The sequence below is a fragment of the Azospirillum agricola genome (assembly GCF_020005195.1).
Classification (GTDB): domain Bacteria; phylum Pseudomonadota; class Alphaproteobacteria; order Azospirillales; family Azospirillaceae; genus Azospirillum; species Azospirillum agricola.
The window spans coordinates 2,661,621-2,676,923 of the sequence record NZ_JAIFZR010000005.1; the positions used below are offsets into that span (position 1 = coordinate 2,661,621).

A 15,303-nucleotide genomic window follows, 5' to 3' on the forward strand; every position below is an offset into this window, starting at 1 on the left:
TTCCGGGAACCGCCGCCATGAAGCGCACCCTCTCCATCCTCCTCCTCGGCACCGCCCTGCTGGCCGCCCCCGGCGCCGCGTTCGCGGCCGCCATGGGAGCCCCCGCCATGGGAACCCCCGCCGGCGCCGGGCCGGACACCCCGCCGCCGTCCATGGTCTACGGCACCCCGCATGTGGAGGCCGTCCTGTCCGACGCGCTGTCCCGTGTGGTGACGGTCGGCCGGTTGCAGATGGAACTGGACAGCCGCGCCATCGAACTGCGCGCGCCCCAGGGCGCCGGCGGCCTCACGGTGGAGAACCTTTATTACAACCCGGTGCAGGGCCGTTTCGCGGCGGAGATCGTGGTGTCGAACACCCAGCCGGCGGTTCGCCTGCCGGTCGCCGGCCGCGCCTTCGGCGTGGTCCAGGTGCCGGTGCTGGCCCGCCGGGTGGTCCCCGGCGACGTCATCGGCCCGAGCGACGTCGACTGGCAGGACGTCCGCGCCGATCAGACCAGCAGCGACACCGCCGCCACCGACGCCCAGCTTATCGGCATGACGCCCCGGCGCGGCGTCCCGACCAACCAGCCGGTGCGGCTGCGCGACCTCCAGTCGCCGCGCATGATCGACAAGGGCGCGCTCGTCACCATCACGCTGGCGACCGAGAGCATGTCGCTGACCACCCAGGGCAAGGCCCTCCAGGACGGCGGCCGCGGCGAAGTGATCCGCGTCGTCAACACCCAGTCCAACCGCATCGTCGAAGCGACGGTCGCGGGTCACAATCTCGTCGCCGTGGCAAAGCCCGGCACCATCGCGAAGTAAGGAGAAAGCTCCCATGCCCGCCATCCAGACCGCCGCCGGGACCGCCACCAAGGCCGCCTTCCGCTTCGCGATGATCGCCGCCGCCGCCGCTTCGCTGACCGCCTGCAACGCCGCCTCGCGCATCGGCGACATCGGCAAGGCGCCGGAACTGAGCCAGATCCAGGACCCCCAGGCCAAGCCGGGCTACCAGCCGGTCAGCCTGCCGATGCCGACCCCGCTGCCGACCGAGCGCAACCCGAATTCGCTGTGGCGGACCGGCGCCAAGGCCTTCTTCAAGGATCAGCGCGCGGGCAAGGTCGGCGACCTGCTGACGGTCAACATCTCCATCGACGACCAGGCCAAGCTGGCCAACGAGAGCAAGCGGTCGCGCGCCAACGGCGAGAAGGCCGGCATGCCCAACCTGTTCGGGCTGGAGGCCGGCACGCTGAGCCGCGTCCTGCCGGCTGGCGCCAGCGCCTCCAACCTCGTCGACCTGAACAGCAGCACGACGAACGACGGCAAGGGCTCGGTGGACCGCAACGAGAAGATCGAACTGAAGGTGGCGGCGCTGATCACGCAGACCCTGCCCAACGGCAACCTCGTCATCCAGGGCCGCCAGGAGGTGCGCGTGAACTACGAGGTGCGCGACCTCCAGATCACCGGCGTGATCCGGCCCGAGGACATCACCGCCCAAAACACCGTCAGCTACGAGAAGATCGCCGAGGCCCGCATCTCCTACGGCGGCCGCGGCCAGATCACCGACGTGCAGCAGCCGCGCTACGGCCAGCAGCTCTTCGACATCATCATGCCTTTCTGACGACGCTCAGGCGTCAAATCGGGAATTTTCCCAATAAATCCAAGGAGGAAGGAGGCTTCGGCCTCCTTCCTGCCGTTGCAAGCCGGTCCCAGGCGCTTCCTGATCCCCAGCCATTTTCAAGCGCTGCAAAATATTCCGTGCAACAGGGACGCGACACGGCATCCCTTGCCGTTTCGCGTCCTGTTCCCGGCAGTTTCTGCCGATAAGGAAAACTCCGCGCGCAGGGCCGGGGCTGGTGCAATCGGAAGAGAATTCGGTTGATGGGCGGTTCACCCGGCCTTGCGGATGGCCCCGCTGAAACAGGGAAGGTCGGCCAGCACGAGACCGGCCGAAGCGTCCGGCAGTTCCTGCATCCGCGTCGCGGCGGCGATCGTCGCGGAGGCCGTGGCCCTGGGTTTTCGCACGGAGAAAACGGCAGGCCATCACAGGTTAATGACGGATCACGCAGCTCGTGGTCTTTCACACAAGCCGAAGCTCCCAGGCTTTGAGCACCCCCGTGCGCTCAATGACGGATGAGGCCAAGCCGTGAAGTCACTGAAAGGCGCGACCGTTCTGGTCCTTGAGCACAACGCGATTTTGCGTCTTGGCGTCGAAGCCTTGATCGAGTCGTGGGAAGCCGAGGTTGTTTCTGGGGACAACTTCGACGATATTCTGAAGATTGTGGAGGAGGCGCATCTGCGCCCGTCCGTTATGCTGCTTCCGCCGACGGACCGCCAAGTCACAGCCGACCGGCTGGCACGCCGTTTGGAGACCGATCTTGGCTACCGGGTTCCCTGGATTGGGATCACCGCGGATTTCAGCCTGCTGCAACGCTGGCAGGCTGGGGAGTTCGGTGGAACGCTTCTGGAAATGCCCTGCTCACCGGAGACGCTGCACGCGGCGTTGCTGGATGCGCTGCGAAAGGAATGATGGGCGAAGTGGTCCGCACCACCTCGCCGCGGCGCCACATCGTACAGCAACCGGACAATGGCGGTGTCCCGCACCCGGAACAATAGCGCGCCCAGGGAAAAGGCGGTTTGACACGCGAAGTGGCGGGAGTTTGACACTCCCGCCAAATCAAGCTCTAAGTCTTTGATATTTTGGTGATCCGGGTGGGATTCGAACCCACGGCCACATGATTAAAAGAAATGCTGGTATTAAAAAAATCAACGGCGGTTAAGACTTGTTCCGCCTAGGTTCTCTCACAGAAAATCAATGGGTTGCGAGCGAAGTCTAAACAGAAAGGGCCGCTCCGGGTGGGGCGGCCCTCTCCATTTCGGCGCGGCAGGGTGGCTGTCAGCCGCCGACGAGCGCCGAGAGCACGGTCGGCAGGAGGTTGGTCCCGGCGACCTGATCGAGGATGGCGGCCCCGATGGCGGCGAGCAGCAGGCCGAGCTTCTTACGGCCGATTCGGTTGACGACGGCGTCCATGGTCAGGCTCCCGTTCCGAGCGCCAGCCGGACGGCCGCGCTGTAGATCGCCAGCTCGTACCAGTCGGCCGGACGGTTGGCCGGCGAGCGGCCGTTCTCGTGGGCGACGATGGCGCGGGCCATGGCGCCGAGCATGCCGGGCTCCGACCAGTCGACGGCGTTGTCGGGGTTGACGCCACAGCGCCGGGCGACGGTCGCGATGTAGGCCGGCGTGTCGTTCTCGTTCGGCGGCGCCCACCGGGCGATGGCCTGGGAAATGGTCCGGAGCTTGTGCTTCCGGCGGTAGTTCAGCAGGACCCGCATCAGGGCGCGGAGGCCGAACACCGGGTCGTCGAAGGTGCAGAATGCCGGGTCGGGCTGGCGATCGGACAGGCCCTGCCAGTCGTCGCCGTGCCGCAGGTTGCCGGGGTTGTTGTTGCGGATGCCGCGCGGGAGGTTGGCGAGGGGAGTGACGGTCGTCATGGTCGGTTCCTCATTCGGCGGAGGCGCGCTTGGTTACGGCGACCAGCACCTGATGCATGGTGTTCTTCATGTCGTGGAAGCCCTGCTCCATGCGGGCAAGGCGCTCGCGCAGGTCGTCGTGGTCGTCGACGCGGGCCTTCAGGGCGTCCAGCGACTTGCCCAGCCCGTCGATGACGGCGTCGCGCTTGGCAGCCGCCCACGACATGCGGATCACGAACCAGAGGAGGCCCGCCGTGGGTATGGCGGCGCCCCCAAGCATCGTCAGGATATTCTGGGGCTCCACGTCTTCGCTCCCGGTTGGTGGTGCCCCACCGTGGCACCACCTTCGCGCACGCTCCAACGCACCGGGGCGAGGGTTCAGACGACGTGAACCGAGGCGAAGGTGTAGAGCGGGTTCTGGCCGATCGTCCGGGACGCCCCCGACACCTGATAGGCGTAGATTTCGATGACGTCGTTCGGGTTCACGTCCATCAGGCGGTTGATCTGCGCGCCGGTCACGCTGGCGTAGATCGCCCCGTTGCGATAGATGGCGATGGAGTGGTCGGAGCCGGACGGGAGGTCCGTCCAGTAGAGCGTGGCCCGAATGTCGAGCCGGCAGCGACGGTAGCAGAACAACCGGCTGTTGGCCGCGTCCCACCACGCGCCGTCATTCGGACTCGCCGAGTTGAACAGCACCTTGTGCAGCCCGCCGCCGCTCGCGATGGTCTGGTTCGATCCCATGTAGGCGAAGCAGGACGGTAGTTCGGTCCAGTAGGGGGCGGCGACGGCGCCGTCGAAGAGGTTCCCCCGTTGCGTGATCTGCACATAGGGGCTGTCCGGCTGCGCGATGTAGGGGCGCGATGCATCGTCGACATACGGCGCGCCGCCAACCGCGGCCAACGACCTGAAGCCATTCCCGATGATCGCCACCGAAACCGGATGGTTGGTCGGGTCGATTCGAATGTTGCCCCCGATGTATTGTTGAAAATTCGGATTGTAAATTCCAATATTCGTTTCGGTCTGGACGCCGGACTCGGTCACATACTGGAAAATAGGCGTGTGAATACGATTGAAGGTACAGCCGTCGATCACATAGGCGCACTTGTTGTCGTCTTGGATGATCCAAATATCTGCGGTTCCGACATTACCTTCGAAGTAGACCCCGCGGAAGGTGGCGCCCACTCCGCCTTCCAGGCCGGCGTTTACGATGGAAACAGCGTGTCGTCCGTCCCCAGTGCCGCCACGCCCGCAATGCTCGATGCTCCCGCCGAACCAGTTGCAGACAGCCCCATCCACCAAAGACACGCCAAACTGTGCGCACAGACCAACCGTGCAGCCGATGAAATTGAGGTTGTTCGGCCCGGAGCGGTAGGCGTCGGAGCCGCCATCAGCATTGCGGTCCGCGTAGATGCCTCGCAGGCAGAACCGAATGTTCAGCTTCTCGAAGACGCCGGACAGCACGTCACGCATGTAGAGGCCGTAGTTCGCGCCGAGGATGCGGATGCTGTGCATCTTGAAGAACGCGAAGTTCTCCATGGCGATGGCAACGGCGGTGCCGCCGGCGCATTCGATCCCGAACCCGCCGATCTCGGACCACGCCTGCATGCCCGCCCCGCCCGCGCCACCGAGGATCTTGAGGGCGGTCCCAGCCCCCAGCGCCGACGTGGGCGCGATAATGCTGTTGCTTGGCCCGTCGCCCTCAATGCACAGACGGTTGCCCTGATCGAGCGAGTTCCCCGTCAGGTCGGCGACCAACCCTGACGTGGTCTTGTAGACGCCGGCCGGCAGGTAGAGGCGCTGCGAATGGGCGATGGCCCAGTTGAGCGCGGCCTGGATCGCCGCCGTGTCGTCATGCGAGCCGTCGCCCTTGGCGCCGAAGCGCTTCACGGACACGCGCTCGGTCAGGATGGATTCCAGCGTCTGGGATGCGCCGCCCGAGAGGAGGGGCAGCCCGGCAATCATGGCGGTGCTGACGCGGGTCAGGTCGGACAGGCTCATGGTGCGGATCCGTAAAAGGGGGCGTGGATGGCGACGAGGACGCCGTCAGGGGGCGCCTCGCCGAAGGTCAGGGGCGCGCGGCGGAAGTCGAGAGGCTGTAGGCGGCCGGTGCCTGCCGGACGCCGCCGACGAGGACGACGTAGCGGGTTGGGGCGGTGGACAGCCGGCCGGGGATGCTGAAGGTCGTGGCGACGCCGTTGCCCGTCCCGGTCCACGTCAGGTCCGAGCCGTCGCCGAAGGTCGCGGTGGGCCGGGCGTCCGACCAGATCGATCCCGTTGCGGGCAGGCCGGCGACGGCGGTTTCAAGGGCGGCGATGTCGTCGCCCTGGCCCTCGACGGTGGAGGCCACCATGTCGAGCGCTGCGCCCTGGTCGCCGACCACGTCCGTCAGGTCGGAGAGGTCCGCCTTCACGCCGGTCAGGTCGGCCGTCGTCGAGGCCGCGCCCTTCTGGAGGGCTGCGACCTTCTCGTCGACGGTCAGCGCCGGCTTTGCGGCGGGGTACAGGCGGGGGCGGGTCTGCTGCATGGGGCAACCGTGCCGCAGCGGCGGCGCGGCCCCCAACGCACGGGCCGGCGGTCAGTTCGAGGCGACGCAAAGCCACGAGTTGTTTTCGGCGGCTGTGCGGGCGGTCCAGGTGATGCCGTCCGGCGAGGTCATGATCTGGCTGGTGCCGCTCAGGCAGGCGGCGGGGGCGCGGTTGTCGTTCGCTCGGGCGGATTCGATGGCAGCGAAAATGGCCGTCTTGCGCTCGGCGGTCAGCGGGCCGCCGAAGCGCTGATGATGGCGGTGGTTGGCGTGGTTGTCGTTGCAGTTCACCGGGATCATGCCGCGCCCCCTTTGACCAGACGCTCCAGCCGGGCGCGGCGCGACGCGGCGGCGGCGGGGCTGTCGGGTTCGTAGATCTCGGCGACCACGCCGGGGCCATACAGGCGGTCGGCCAGCAGGATGTACGGCTCATCGGCCAGACGCCCGGCCAGCCAGCCCTGAACGGTGCGCAGGCTGACCGGCTGGCCAGCGGCTTCGAAGTCGGTGACGATGCGCTTGGCGGCGTCGCGCCCGCGCTCCGTGCGGAGGATGCGCGCCCAGGCCGATCCGGCCTCCGACCGCTGGTCGCCCCGCAGAACGCGCAAGCCCTGCGTATTCTGCGCACTGTCTTTCGCGGCGTTGTGCGATGCAGCATCCAACTCGCCGAAGTTGAAAAGTGCCGGAGTTTCTACCGGCTTCGACTTGGGCCGTTCCGCCGGCACGTGCGCCGGCATCAACGACAGTTGCGAGGCGGCAACCATGTCAGGACCACAACACGAAGAGGGCGAGCGCCCCGATCCACACCACCAGGACCGCCACCGTCACGGCGATGTCACCCCAAAGAGGGTCGGCGGTCACAACGGAAGCGTCGTCACCCTCCCTGGGCGCTCTGTAGTGGCTCGGGCCGCAACGGTCCAAGGTGGTAGGCATGGCATCATGGGGGAGACTGTGTCCACCCCGGCTGTGACGATCTTCAACGGGCATTCGGTGTCCCTCTGCGGCGTGCGGGTGGAAGGTCTGCCAGGCCTGTCGGTGGGCGACGGCACCGTCGTCATGCGGGTCGAGCCGCCACCGGCGCGGCGGCCGGGGCCCAGGCTGGTCTATTCGGAGGAGAGGACGGAGCCATGACGGCCCCGTCCTCCTGCGCTACCATCGGTCGTGTCACCAACCCGATGGAGCAACCTGCATGTCCGAAATTCCTGTGCGCCTCGCGCCCGATCAGCTTGAGTGGCTGGCCGCAATCACCATCGCGACGCAAAAGGCTGCGGCAGAAGGGGATGCGCGTCCGGTCCGGATCGCCCTTCTTCTTCCAGGAGTCATCCAGCAGATGCGTCAACACGGGATCATCCCTCCCGCGTAACGGGATCGGTGCCGCTCGGCACGGCGCCAGTGCGGCACCATCCCTCCAACTGGCTGGCATTCTCGATCAGGCTGGCGAGCGAAGCGGCGTCCGTCTCGAAGGCAAGGGCTTCTTCGACCAGCAACCGGCGGATGCCCGACGACAGCGCGCGCATGATCTGGGAGGCCCGCTCGATGATTGCGGTCGGGTTGTCGGCGATGCACCGGCCGCCGCGCTTCAGCGCCATCAGGACGGCCTCTTCGCGGAGGGTCAGGGTCGCCGCCGGTTCCTTGCCGAAGTCCATCCCGACCGCGATTCCCTCCGCGCGGATGATGTCCGCGCACAGGCCGACGCACTCGTCGCAGATGAAGGATGGCGACGGGCCGGCGATCAGCTTGCGGACCTCGTGTTGGCTCTTGCCGCAGAAGGAACAGTAGAGCGTTGCCGCCGGGGGCTTCGTCATGGTCGTCTCCGTGGAATTGAGGATGCGCGCTTGGGCGGGGCTGAACTCGGCCACGACGCGGGCGACGGCGTAGCGAAGGGCGTCCGCGTCCATTTACGCGCGTCCTTCGTTTGTCGGTTTGCCGCAGGGATCGACCTCGGCCCAATCCTCTGGCGTCATCCGGCCCACCTCGTGGGTGAGCGCCGGCATGGCGAACCACAGGATCACGCGGCCGATGAAGAGGCGCAGGCGATGAAGCATCAAGCCGCCCTCCCCTCGTGCGGAGGTGGGGGAAGGGGTGGCATGGGGCCCTGATCGGGCAGACGCTGGGCCGCCTCAATGAAGGCTTCGGCCCGCTCGATACGGCTAAGGGTCACCATCCCCTGACGAATGCGGGGGATGAGCTTGTGGTCCCCCGCAGACCGCAAACCGAACTCCCGTTCGGTCATCCCAGTCTCGGCAAGGAACCTTGTGATGCTTGAGAGCACATGTTAGCGGGTCTTCATAAGCCCTTGCTTATGGGGTATTTATGCCCCATAAGCAAGGGCCAATTTGCCCCGATACTGATGCCCCTGGCCCGTGGCATATTTGCCCCGCCATGGAGTTGAACTACGTCCAACAAGAACTGCGTCGACGCCGCGAGGCGGCCGGCCTGTCTCAACGAGGTCTTTCGCTGTTGGTGGGGGATAATGACTCTCTCGTGAAGAAGATTGAGAACGGTCTAAGCAAAAACCCTCGCATCGACACTCTGAAAGCTCTCGCTGAGGCCCTTAATTGCAAGGTGTCCGACCTCACCGGCGACCCTGACGAACCAAGCCACGACAAGGATGAGGGCAAAGGAAAGGCGGGCACTTCTACGCAAAATATCGATGATCTCACCATTGGCGATGAAAATGAAATTGACCGTAAATTTTCCGAACTATGGGAAAAACTGAACAAATCAACCAAGTTGAAAACAATCAAGATCATGGAGATCTTGCTTTCTCCTGAAGACGAATAAGCGTTTCTATTATGTCGATTACCTTTCTTTTCTGATGCCCCGACAGCCGCGACCATAAGGCCGCCCTGTATCGTCGATCGCTTTTGATGCCCCTTCCGGGCTGTTCGTCGCTACCACCTCAGACATCACACCCTCCCCGCAGGCGCGCCGCTCCGAGCGCTCTTTATAGGAACAAATTCCTTTGATAGGCGCAAAATAGGAAATTATATGTCGCCACCCGTTTCCGACGCGTCGCGTTGCAGCGAACGGCGGTTAAGGCCGAGTGACGGGCAAGGTGAGGGAAAACACTGACTGGTCATGACGGCTCCAAGGCGACATATCACCGTATGCAAATCGGCCAATTGCGGCAGGATGCATGACGGTTGAAGGGCGTCGCGTGGAAGCGCGGACTCAGTAGCTAAAGCGGTTGGCAGCCCCCCCGGAAGCCGACCCGCCGTCACCCTGTCTTTCAAGGTGATGGACGACATATTACACACCAATGGGTGATCTTGCAGCCATTGCCGTGTTTTGCACCTGTAACAATACTTGAATATTGGGGTATGTATATTGCACACAAAGCGGCGCAATCCAACGTGTTCAGTGCAATTTCAGCGTCGGGAAATTGTTACGAATTGTTGCCGTCCCATGCGGCGCCCTGTCGCATGCACGCCGGGCGATCAGGTGGCGGCGGTTGATCCGTCCATACGGCTCGTGTCACGATCCGAGAAATGAGAACGGCGGCGCACCGGATGGTGGCCGCCGCTTCATGGGCGCCGTTGGGCGGCGTCCGGGTCACAACCACGAAAGACGAATGATCACGACCAGTTCCGAGATTACACCGGCCTCCTCCAGCAATGCCACCCTGACCGTTGCCTCGGTCGAAGGAGAGGCGCGCATCCTCGATACCGATCTTGCATCTCGCCTCGGGTTCGCCGAGCCACGCATGATTCGCAACCTGATCAAGCGGCACCTTTCGAGTCTGGATGCGCTCGGGGTTCGTTCCACCGTGAAACTTACTCCGGAAAACAATGGGTTAGGTGGCGCCTCGGCGACAGCGTTCATGCTGAACCGCAAGCAGGCGATCTTCATCACGGCGAAGTCGGAAACCGTCAACGCCACCGACATCACCATTGAGATCATCGAGCGGTTCGATGCCTACGAGAAGGGCTTGCTGTCGGCTGATGCTGACGAACTGGCCCGCCGGACGGACGGGATCGCGCGCATGCTGGCGCGCAAGGTGACGGGCCTGGAGCGGACGGTCGCCGAACTGGCCAACACGCTGCAAGCGCTCGCGAGCGGCGTGACCAACCTCGCGCTCGCCGCCGATGGCCGCGTGGCCGGGCTGGCACTGATCTCCGTCCGGCAGCTGATGGACCAAGCCGGGGCGCTTTCCAAGGGCCGGAACAGCCTGAACCGCCGGGTGCGGAATGCGCTCATGAAGCTGGCCGCGACCACGGGCGTCAAGGGCGTGACGGACTGCCCGCACACTGGCGTGACGCTGTTCCCCATCGACTTCGCCCGCGAGTTCATGACGACCACGGGGAATGCGTGGGTGGCGGCTCACAACGCCAGCCTCGCCCCGCAAGGCGACCTGTTCGCCGGCCAGCCCGCCAAGAAGCGGAAGACCAAGGCGCCCCGCCCCGCCAATGACGCGCACCCCCGCGCGGCCAACAGCAACAGCCGCAAGAAGCGCGGCGCCGCCTGACCGCCCACGAAAAAGCCCGCCTCGGATCGCTCCGGGCGGGCTGGGGTATCGACAATACGGGAGGGTCAGTAGCTCAGCACGAAGTTGCTCGCCGACAAGCTGGTTGCCCCCCAGACGGACAGCACGCCGTCCGCGATGCGGTCGCCATTGGTGTCCACGAAGACGCGCGCCTCGACACCATTGGTCCCCGTCGTGACGTCGTAGCGCACCTGCGGCACACCAGGCGCCGAGACAAATTCCGCCGTCCCCATGAAGACAATTGGCGAGCCGCCCGTCAGGCGCGAGATGTCGATCTTGTCGCCTTCCGCTGCACTGAAATCGGTGATGACTTCGTTCGGCGCAAAACCCGCCTGAAGGACAAGCGCCGTCCGCTCGTCGAGATCCGCAATCGAGAAATAGCCGAACGTGTCGGCGCCCGTCCCTCCGGTCAGGGTATCTCCGCCCCGTCCGCCATACAGAATGTCGTTGCCGACGCCGCCAACCAGCGTGTCGGCGCCCGTGCCGCCGTCCAGTACGTCATTGCCCAAGCCGCCGGACAGCAGATCGTTCCCCGCTGCGCCCTGGAGGTAATCGGCTGCGCTCCCGCCCGTCAGCACATCGTTCCCGGCTGATCCGGTCAGGCTTTCCGATAGAGCCGCACCGGTCATATTGATCGTGCGGCCCGTATAGGTCCCTTCCCAGCCCGCCGCCTGCCCCCACAGCACGAAATGCTGGTAGCCGCTGCTGATCGAGCCGGCGCGGACTGCTGCCGCAACGTCGGGATGGGCCAGATAATAGGCGTTATTGTCGAACGCCGAGCCGTTCTTTGCCCAGCCCGCCGCCGCGCCCCAGCGTTCGTAATGCTGCTGACCCGATACAAAGACCCCGGCTGCAACCGCAGAGGCCACATCAGGGTGCGCGGCGAGATAGTAGGACTCGTTGAAGTCGGCGGCGTTGGCCGCCCGACCCTCGATTTGTCCGTAGGTAATGAAGTGCTGTTGCGGCGCGCCTTCAGCTCGACCAACGATGGCGTTCACATCCGGATTTTCGGCCAGGTAGAACGCGCTGTCAAAGGTCGAGATCGAGTTCCCGGCCCATCCGGCAGCAGCACCCCACTGCTGGTAATGCGCGAAGCCGCTGGCATAGGTTCCAGCACGCACAGCGGCGGCCACGTCGGGGTGCTGCGCAAGGTAGTAGCTCTCGCTGTATTCGAGCGTCGCCGATCCCTGGCGTCCGGCGGCTGCGCCCCAGAGCGTGAAGTGATGTAGGCCGGACGGTATAGCTCCTGCGCGGACAGCCGCCGCGACGTCCGGATATTGCCTTAAGTAGTACGCCTCATCAAAAGCGGCCACGATCCATCCCCCAAGCTTTTTTGGCGCCCCGAGCGCCACCGTCGCGAGTATGACCGGGGCATCCCTTTTTTGTATCGGGGCAAAAAAGCCCTTTACGGGGCATTCATACCCCATTCATAATCCGCCTCACCCCACCCGAACGGGCGCCCCTACCCCTCCCGTTCGTGTGCGGATCCGTGAAACTCTCCGGCGCGTCGGCGTCGGGGCCTTCCCCCGAGGTGAAGAACATGGGCAATCACTTTACCGGGCGGTTCTCTCCGCCGGACGTTCAAAAGGATCTGCGCGACGCCGAGGATGCGCGGCGCGAGGGGCTTCGCCGCCGGGAGCGTGACGAGGCGATCCGGCGTACCAGCGTTTCGGCCAGGCCGTCGGCCAGCCCGGCGCGCAGCGCCAGCGGCGCCCGCTCGGCCAGCAGCGCCCCGGACGCCACCGACTTCCTCACCGGCACCGCGATCCACCACAGCATCAGCGACACGTCGTCGTCCTGCTCATCGTCCAGCAGCAGCGACGGCAGCGGGTCGAGCAGCAGCGACAGCGGGTCGTCCTCCTGCGACTGACCCTCCCGCCCGGAGCGCATCCGGGCCGGCTCCCCGAGCTGCGGCGCGCCAGACGCGCGGCGGCTCCGGCATGCGGACGCCTATCTCGCGGCGTTGCAGGCGCAGCCCTCCCTGGACGTGACCGCCGACGCGGTGCAGGAGGCAGCGCGGCAGTTCGTTTCCTGCACCCCGGCTCATTGGCCGGACAGCACGCCCCTTTCCATGCTGGTGCCGGAAGGGGAAGACGAGCCCGAAGACGCGGACGATCCGTCGCCGCTGAACCTCGGGCACCTCCGCGTGCTCGCCGCCGCCCGCGCTGTCCCCGCCCCAGAGGCGGTGGTGGAGGCGCTGACCGATGCTCTGACCACCATGATGAAGGCGCACCCGGTCAGCACGAGCGTTGCCCAGACCGACGCGGCCATCAAGGCGCACGCCGCTCTGCGCGCCGCCAAGGGGGAGGGCTGAGCCATGTGCAACGTCCACAGCATCGACTGCCTGAACCCAGCCTACCACGACCACACCGATTGCTTCGGCGACGGCTACCTTTATGACCCGGACAGCGACGGCATCGAGCCGGACGTTATCCGGCCGCCCTGCCCGTACTGCAAAGAGACAGAGTTCCGGGCTTGGGCGGAGGAGTGGGCTTTAGACGATGCGGAGGCCGAAGCCATGCGCGCAGCCGTCCCGCGCATCATCGAAATGGCCCACCGGCAGAACGGCGTCCGCGCCCTCCGGCAGGCACAGGGTGAGGGGGAGCAGCCGTGAGACACCGTCGCAACAACGACATCAAGGCGCCGGACGGCTTCACGCTGGGCGGCATGCGGCTGGTTCGGCGAGACGGAACCTTGTTTTCGGCCGGTCTTGGTGGCGCTGCCCAGATGAGTGGATCGGTGAAAAGGTGTGGGTCCACGTCATCGATCCACTTGGCGCAGAGATCGAGGCGGCGCCACCAGGGCAGCACATCTATTCGGCCCGCTTGGACCGAGCGACCGTCGCTCTGGATTGCGCCGACCGACCCGCCGCGAAGCCCGTCTTTCGAAACCCCGATTTTAAGGCGTGGGGAAACCGCGCCCGTGAGGGAGCCTGACATGCCCACGACCACCGAGACCACCTGCGGCACGACGCTTCCGGCGGGCACCACCTGCGGCGACTGCGCCCACATCCGCCGTTGCTCCGCCATGTTCGGTCACGACGCCACCGACACCTATTGCGACTGGGCGCCGAGCCGGTTCCGGCCGCACCCCACCGCCAGCCAGGAGCCCCAGCCGTGACCGCACACGACAAGGCGCTGTCGCTCCTCCCGCCGCTGGTCGATTTCGACGTCATCGACCTGGACGACCTCAATCGCTGCCTGACCGATTGGGAGCACAAGATGGGGCCGTGGACGCGGCCCGACTACGGCGACCAATGGCTGTTCGGCCTGCGCCACGACGGGCGGCTCGTCGCCGTCACGGCATCCTGCGCGCTGATGACGCCGCGTTGCGCAGCTGGCCTGTCCCGCGCCGAGGCATTCGAGCTTGGCCGGGTCTGCGCCATCGCCCCGGACTGGTGCAGGGTCGCCGTCCGGCTGTGGCGCATGTCGGTCTATCCGGCCATCAGCGCCGCGCGCGGCTACCAGTGGGGCATCAGCTATCAGGACGCCCTGCTGCACAGCGGCGACCTCTACCGCCACGATGGTTGGGCGCGCATCGCCTTTGCTCGCGGCTCGTCGTCCACCGACCAGCGCACCGGGCGCAAGGGCCGCGACAAATGGATATGGGGCTGGCACCCGGACCCCGCCGCGCGCCGCGCCGCCCAACTCCCTCAAGCCACAGTCGACGCCATCCAGGCCCGCCTGGACGCCAGACAGGAGACCGCCCGTGCAGCATGACGCACACGACACACCGGAGAGCGTCGCCGCGCTGACCGAGGAACTGCGGATCGTGCGCAGTGATACTGCCAACGCGATGGAGCGCGCCCAACGAGCCGAAGCCCGCAACGTGATCCTGCGGGGGAAGGACACCTACGACCTACCGGCGGTGCTAGAGCGAGCCCGCGGCCTTCAGGCTGAGGTGGATGAACTCCGGTACGAGCGCGATCCGCGCAACGCGAGCATCGTCACGAAGCGTGTGCGAGCCAAGGCGGCGGCGGCGAACAAAGCGCGTGAAGCCGCCGAGGCCCGCGCCACCCAGGCCGAAGCCGCCCTTGCCGCCTCCGAGAAGGACCGGCAGCGCATGCGGGAGGCTTTGGAGAAGGCGCGACCGATTGTCGACGCCTTTCGTGCCTCGGGCGTCGATCTACTGGCCTCCGACTACGACATCTGCCGCTTGGTCTGCCCTCACATCACCGTCGTGCAGATGGAGGCATTCTGCGCCGCCCTCACCACCCAGCTGGACACCACGGCGGCCGCGCTGCCGGGGGCGCAGGACAACCGAGGAGGGGCGCGACAGCATAGCCCTTGCGGTGGAACTGGCCTATGACACCGGCCAGCGGCAGGCGGACATCCTCAGCCTTACCTGGACGCAGTACGACGGCACGGCCTTCATGGTCCAGCAGAGCAAGACCGCCGCCAAGGTCGTGGCCTCCGTATCGCCCGAAATGCGCGCACGACTCGCCACCGTGAAGCGGACGGGGGTTCAGGTCGTCATAGCGGAGGCCACGGGGCAACCCTACAAGCGGATGTATTTCTCACACGAGTTCACCCGGCTCCGGAAGCTGGCGGGCCTTCCCGATGACCTTCAGTTCCGGGATCTGCGCCGGACGGCGGCGACGGAGCTTGGGCAGGCGGGGGCGACCGACGACCAGATCAGGGCGCAGACAGGGCACAAATCGCGCAATGTCGTGTCGGTTTACGTGGTCCCGGAGCGGGCCATGTCCGAAGGTGGACAGGAGAAGCGGAGGGCTTGGAGGAAACGAGGCGAGAACGATGAGTCTAAATCGTAGTCGCCCCGAGTCTAAAAAATGGTGATCCGGGTGGGATTCGAACCCACGGCCACATGATTAAAAGTCCTTTTCGAGCACT

General features: G+C 65.8%; 23 protein-coding genes and 1 pseudogene. 13 read left to right on the forward strand and 11 right to left on the reverse strand.

The annotated features are described in order from the left end of the window. Nucleotides 1–17: 17 nt before the first annotated feature. The 3 genes from flgA (at nt 18) to JN22_RS27620 (ending at nt 2,505) form a co-directional block, all read left to right on the forward strand. A complete protein-coding gene (gene flgA, locus JN22_RS27610; protein WP_085556937.1) occupies nt 18–800 on the forward strand; it encodes a flagellar basal body P-ring formation chaperone FlgA in 783 nt (260 codons plus the stop codon). Nucleotides 801–813: 13 nt separating this feature from the next. Next, nucleotides 814–1,596, forward strand: coding sequence for a flagellar basal body L-ring protein FlgH (gene flgH / locus JN22_RS27615; RefSeq protein ID WP_085556938.1), 783 nt, complete (start codon nt 814–816; stop codon nt 1,594–1,596). A 525-nt stretch (nt 1,597–2,121) separates the two neighbouring features. Then, entirely contained in the window at nt 2,122–2,505 is a 384-nt protein-coding gene (locus JN22_RS27620) for a hypothetical protein (RefSeq protein WP_085556939.1), read from the forward strand. Between the two features lie 366 nt (nt 2,506–2,871). Here the strand turns inward: JN22_RS27620 and JN22_RS35045 are convergent, their stop codons facing one another. The 7 genes from JN22_RS35045 to JN22_RS27650 form a co-directional block, all read right to left on the reverse strand. Then, nucleotides 2,872–3,006 carry a hypothetical protein gene (locus tag JN22_RS35045; protein WP_263300999.1) on the reverse strand — a complete coding sequence of 45 codons (135 nt, stop codon included), beginning with the start codon at nt 3,004–3,006 and terminating at the stop codon, nt 2,872–2,874. A 2-nt stretch (nt 3,007–3,008) separates the two neighbouring features. After that, on the reverse strand, nt 3,009–3,467 hold the full coding sequence (locus JN22_RS27625) for a structural protein (protein ID WP_211099691.1): 459 nt from the start codon (nt 3,465–3,467) through the stop codon (nt 3,009–3,011). Nucleotides 3,468–3,477: 10 nt separating this feature from the next. Then, complete coding sequence (locus JN22_RS27630) at nt 3,478–3,750, reverse strand: hypothetical protein (protein WP_143268481.1); 273 nt, start codon at nt 3,748–3,750, stop codon at nt 3,478–3,480. A gap of 74 nt (nt 3,751–3,824) precedes the next feature. Next, nucleotides 3,825–5,444, reverse strand: coding sequence for a glycosyl hydrolase family 28-related protein (locus JN22_RS27635; protein WP_085556941.1), 1,620 nt, complete (start codon nt 5,442–5,444; stop codon nt 3,825–3,827). Between the two features lie 67 nt (nt 5,445–5,511). After that, on the reverse strand, nt 5,512–5,970 hold the full coding sequence (locus JN22_RS27640) for a hypothetical protein (protein ID WP_085556942.1): 459 nt from the start codon (nt 5,968–5,970) through the stop codon (nt 5,512–5,514). A gap of 51 nt (nt 5,971–6,021) precedes the next feature. Continuing rightward, on the reverse strand, nt 6,022–6,270 hold the full coding sequence (locus tag JN22_RS27645) for a hypothetical protein (RefSeq protein WP_085556943.1): 249 nt from the start codon (nt 6,268–6,270) through the stop codon (nt 6,022–6,024). After that, the gene (locus JN22_RS27650; RefSeq protein ID WP_085556944.1) at nt 6,267–6,575 is read right to left on the reverse strand and encodes a hypothetical protein; all 309 of its coding nucleotides are present in this window, start codon (nt 6,573–6,575) and stop codon (nt 6,267–6,269) included. The genes JN22_RS27645 and JN22_RS27650 overlap by 4 nt, the downstream gene beginning before the upstream one ends. 331 nt (nt 6,576–6,906) lie before the next feature. Here JN22_RS27650 and JN22_RS27655 point away from each other — a divergent pair, with 331 nt between their 5' ends. Both JN22_RS27655 and JN22_RS27660 read left to right on the forward strand, forming a co-directional pair. Then, nucleotides 6,907–7,098: a hypothetical protein gene (locus tag JN22_RS27655; RefSeq protein WP_143268487.1), complete on the forward strand. Its 192-nt coding sequence runs from the start codon at nt 6,907–6,909 to the stop codon at nt 7,096–7,098. A 58-nt stretch (nt 7,099–7,156) separates the two neighbouring features. Continuing rightward, nucleotides 7,157–7,330: a hypothetical protein gene (locus JN22_RS27660; protein WP_179166235.1), complete on the forward strand. Its 174-nt coding sequence runs from the start codon at nt 7,157–7,159 to the stop codon at nt 7,328–7,330. A gap of 298 nt (nt 7,331–7,628) precedes the next feature. On the opposite strand, the pseudogene JN22_RS27665 reads toward JN22_RS27660, so the two are convergent. Together JN22_RS27665 and JN22_RS27670 are read right to left on the reverse strand one after the other, a co-directional pair. Beyond that, nucleotides 7,629–7,772, reverse strand: a pseudogene (locus JN22_RS27665) (ClpX C4-type zinc finger protein); the annotation flags it as partial. A gap of 93 nt (nt 7,773–7,865) precedes the next feature. Next, nucleotides 7,866–8,012: a hypothetical protein gene (locus tag JN22_RS27670; protein WP_179166236.1), complete on the reverse strand. Its 147-nt coding sequence runs from the start codon at nt 8,010–8,012 to the stop codon at nt 7,866–7,868. A 337-nt stretch (nt 8,013–8,349) separates the two neighbouring features. Here JN22_RS27670 and JN22_RS27675 point away from each other — a divergent pair, with 337 nt between their 5' ends. Next, nucleotides 8,350–8,751 carry a helix-turn-helix domain-containing protein gene (locus tag JN22_RS27675; RefSeq protein ID WP_179166237.1) on the forward strand — a complete coding sequence of 134 codons (402 nt, stop codon included), beginning with the start codon at nt 8,350–8,352 and terminating at the stop codon, nt 8,749–8,751. Between the two features lie 790 nt (nt 8,752–9,541). Beyond that, complete coding sequence (locus JN22_RS27680; RefSeq protein ID WP_143268489.1) at nt 9,542–10,435, forward strand: Rha family transcriptional regulator; 894 nt, start codon at nt 9,542–9,544, stop codon at nt 10,433–10,435. A 65-nt stretch (nt 10,436–10,500) separates the two neighbouring features. Here JN22_RS27680 and JN22_RS35050 read toward each other — a convergent pair whose 3' ends face one another. Next, the gene (locus JN22_RS35050; protein WP_179166238.1) at nt 10,501–11,766 is read right to left on the reverse strand and encodes a calcium-binding protein; all 1,266 of its coding nucleotides are present in this window, start codon (nt 11,764–11,766) and stop codon (nt 10,501–10,503) included. A gap of 268 nt (nt 11,767–12,034) precedes the next feature. Then, a complete protein-coding gene (locus tag JN22_RS27690; protein WP_085556948.1) occupies nt 12,035–12,343 on the reverse strand; it encodes a hypothetical protein in 309 nt (102 codons plus the stop codon). A gap of 97 nt (nt 12,344–12,440) precedes the next feature. On the opposite strand from JN22_RS27690, the gene JN22_RS27695 reads away from it, so the two are divergent. The 6 genes from JN22_RS27695 (at nt 12,441) to JN22_RS27720 (ending at nt 15,224) form a co-directional block, all read left to right on the forward strand. After that, nucleotides 12,441–12,767 (forward strand): hypothetical protein, encoded by a 327-nt coding sequence (locus JN22_RS27695; RefSeq protein WP_143268497.1) that lies wholly within the window; start codon nt 12,441–12,443, stop codon nt 12,765–12,767. A 3-nt stretch (nt 12,768–12,770) separates the two neighbouring features. Then, the gene (locus JN22_RS27700) at nt 12,771–13,067 is read left to right on the forward strand and encodes a hypothetical protein (RefSeq protein ID WP_085556950.1); all 297 of its coding nucleotides are present in this window, start codon (nt 12,771–12,773) and stop codon (nt 13,065–13,067) included. A gap of 323 nt (nt 13,068–13,390) precedes the next feature. Then, nucleotides 13,391–13,573 carry a hypothetical protein gene (locus JN22_RS27705; protein WP_085556951.1) on the forward strand — a complete coding sequence of 61 codons (183 nt, stop codon included), beginning with the start codon at nt 13,391–13,393 and terminating at the stop codon, nt 13,571–13,573. Further along, complete coding sequence (locus JN22_RS27710; RefSeq protein WP_179166239.1) at nt 13,570–14,172, forward strand: hypothetical protein; 603 nt, start codon at nt 13,570–13,572, stop codon at nt 14,170–14,172. The genes JN22_RS27705 and JN22_RS27710 overlap by 4 nt, the downstream gene beginning before the upstream one ends. Further along, nucleotides 14,162–14,761 carry a hypothetical protein gene (locus JN22_RS27715; RefSeq protein ID WP_179166240.1) on the forward strand — a complete coding sequence of 200 codons (600 nt, stop codon included), beginning with the start codon at nt 14,162–14,164 and terminating at the stop codon, nt 14,759–14,761. Before JN22_RS27710 ends, JN22_RS27715 begins: the two co-directional genes overlap by 11 nt. After that, the gene (locus JN22_RS27720; protein ID WP_179166241.1) at nt 14,745–15,224 is read left to right on the forward strand and encodes a tyrosine-type recombinase/integrase; all 480 of its coding nucleotides are present in this window, start codon (nt 14,745–14,747) and stop codon (nt 15,222–15,224) included. The genes JN22_RS27715 and JN22_RS27720 overlap by 17 nt, the downstream gene beginning before the upstream one ends. Nucleotides 15,225–15,303 lie beyond the last annotated feature (79 nt).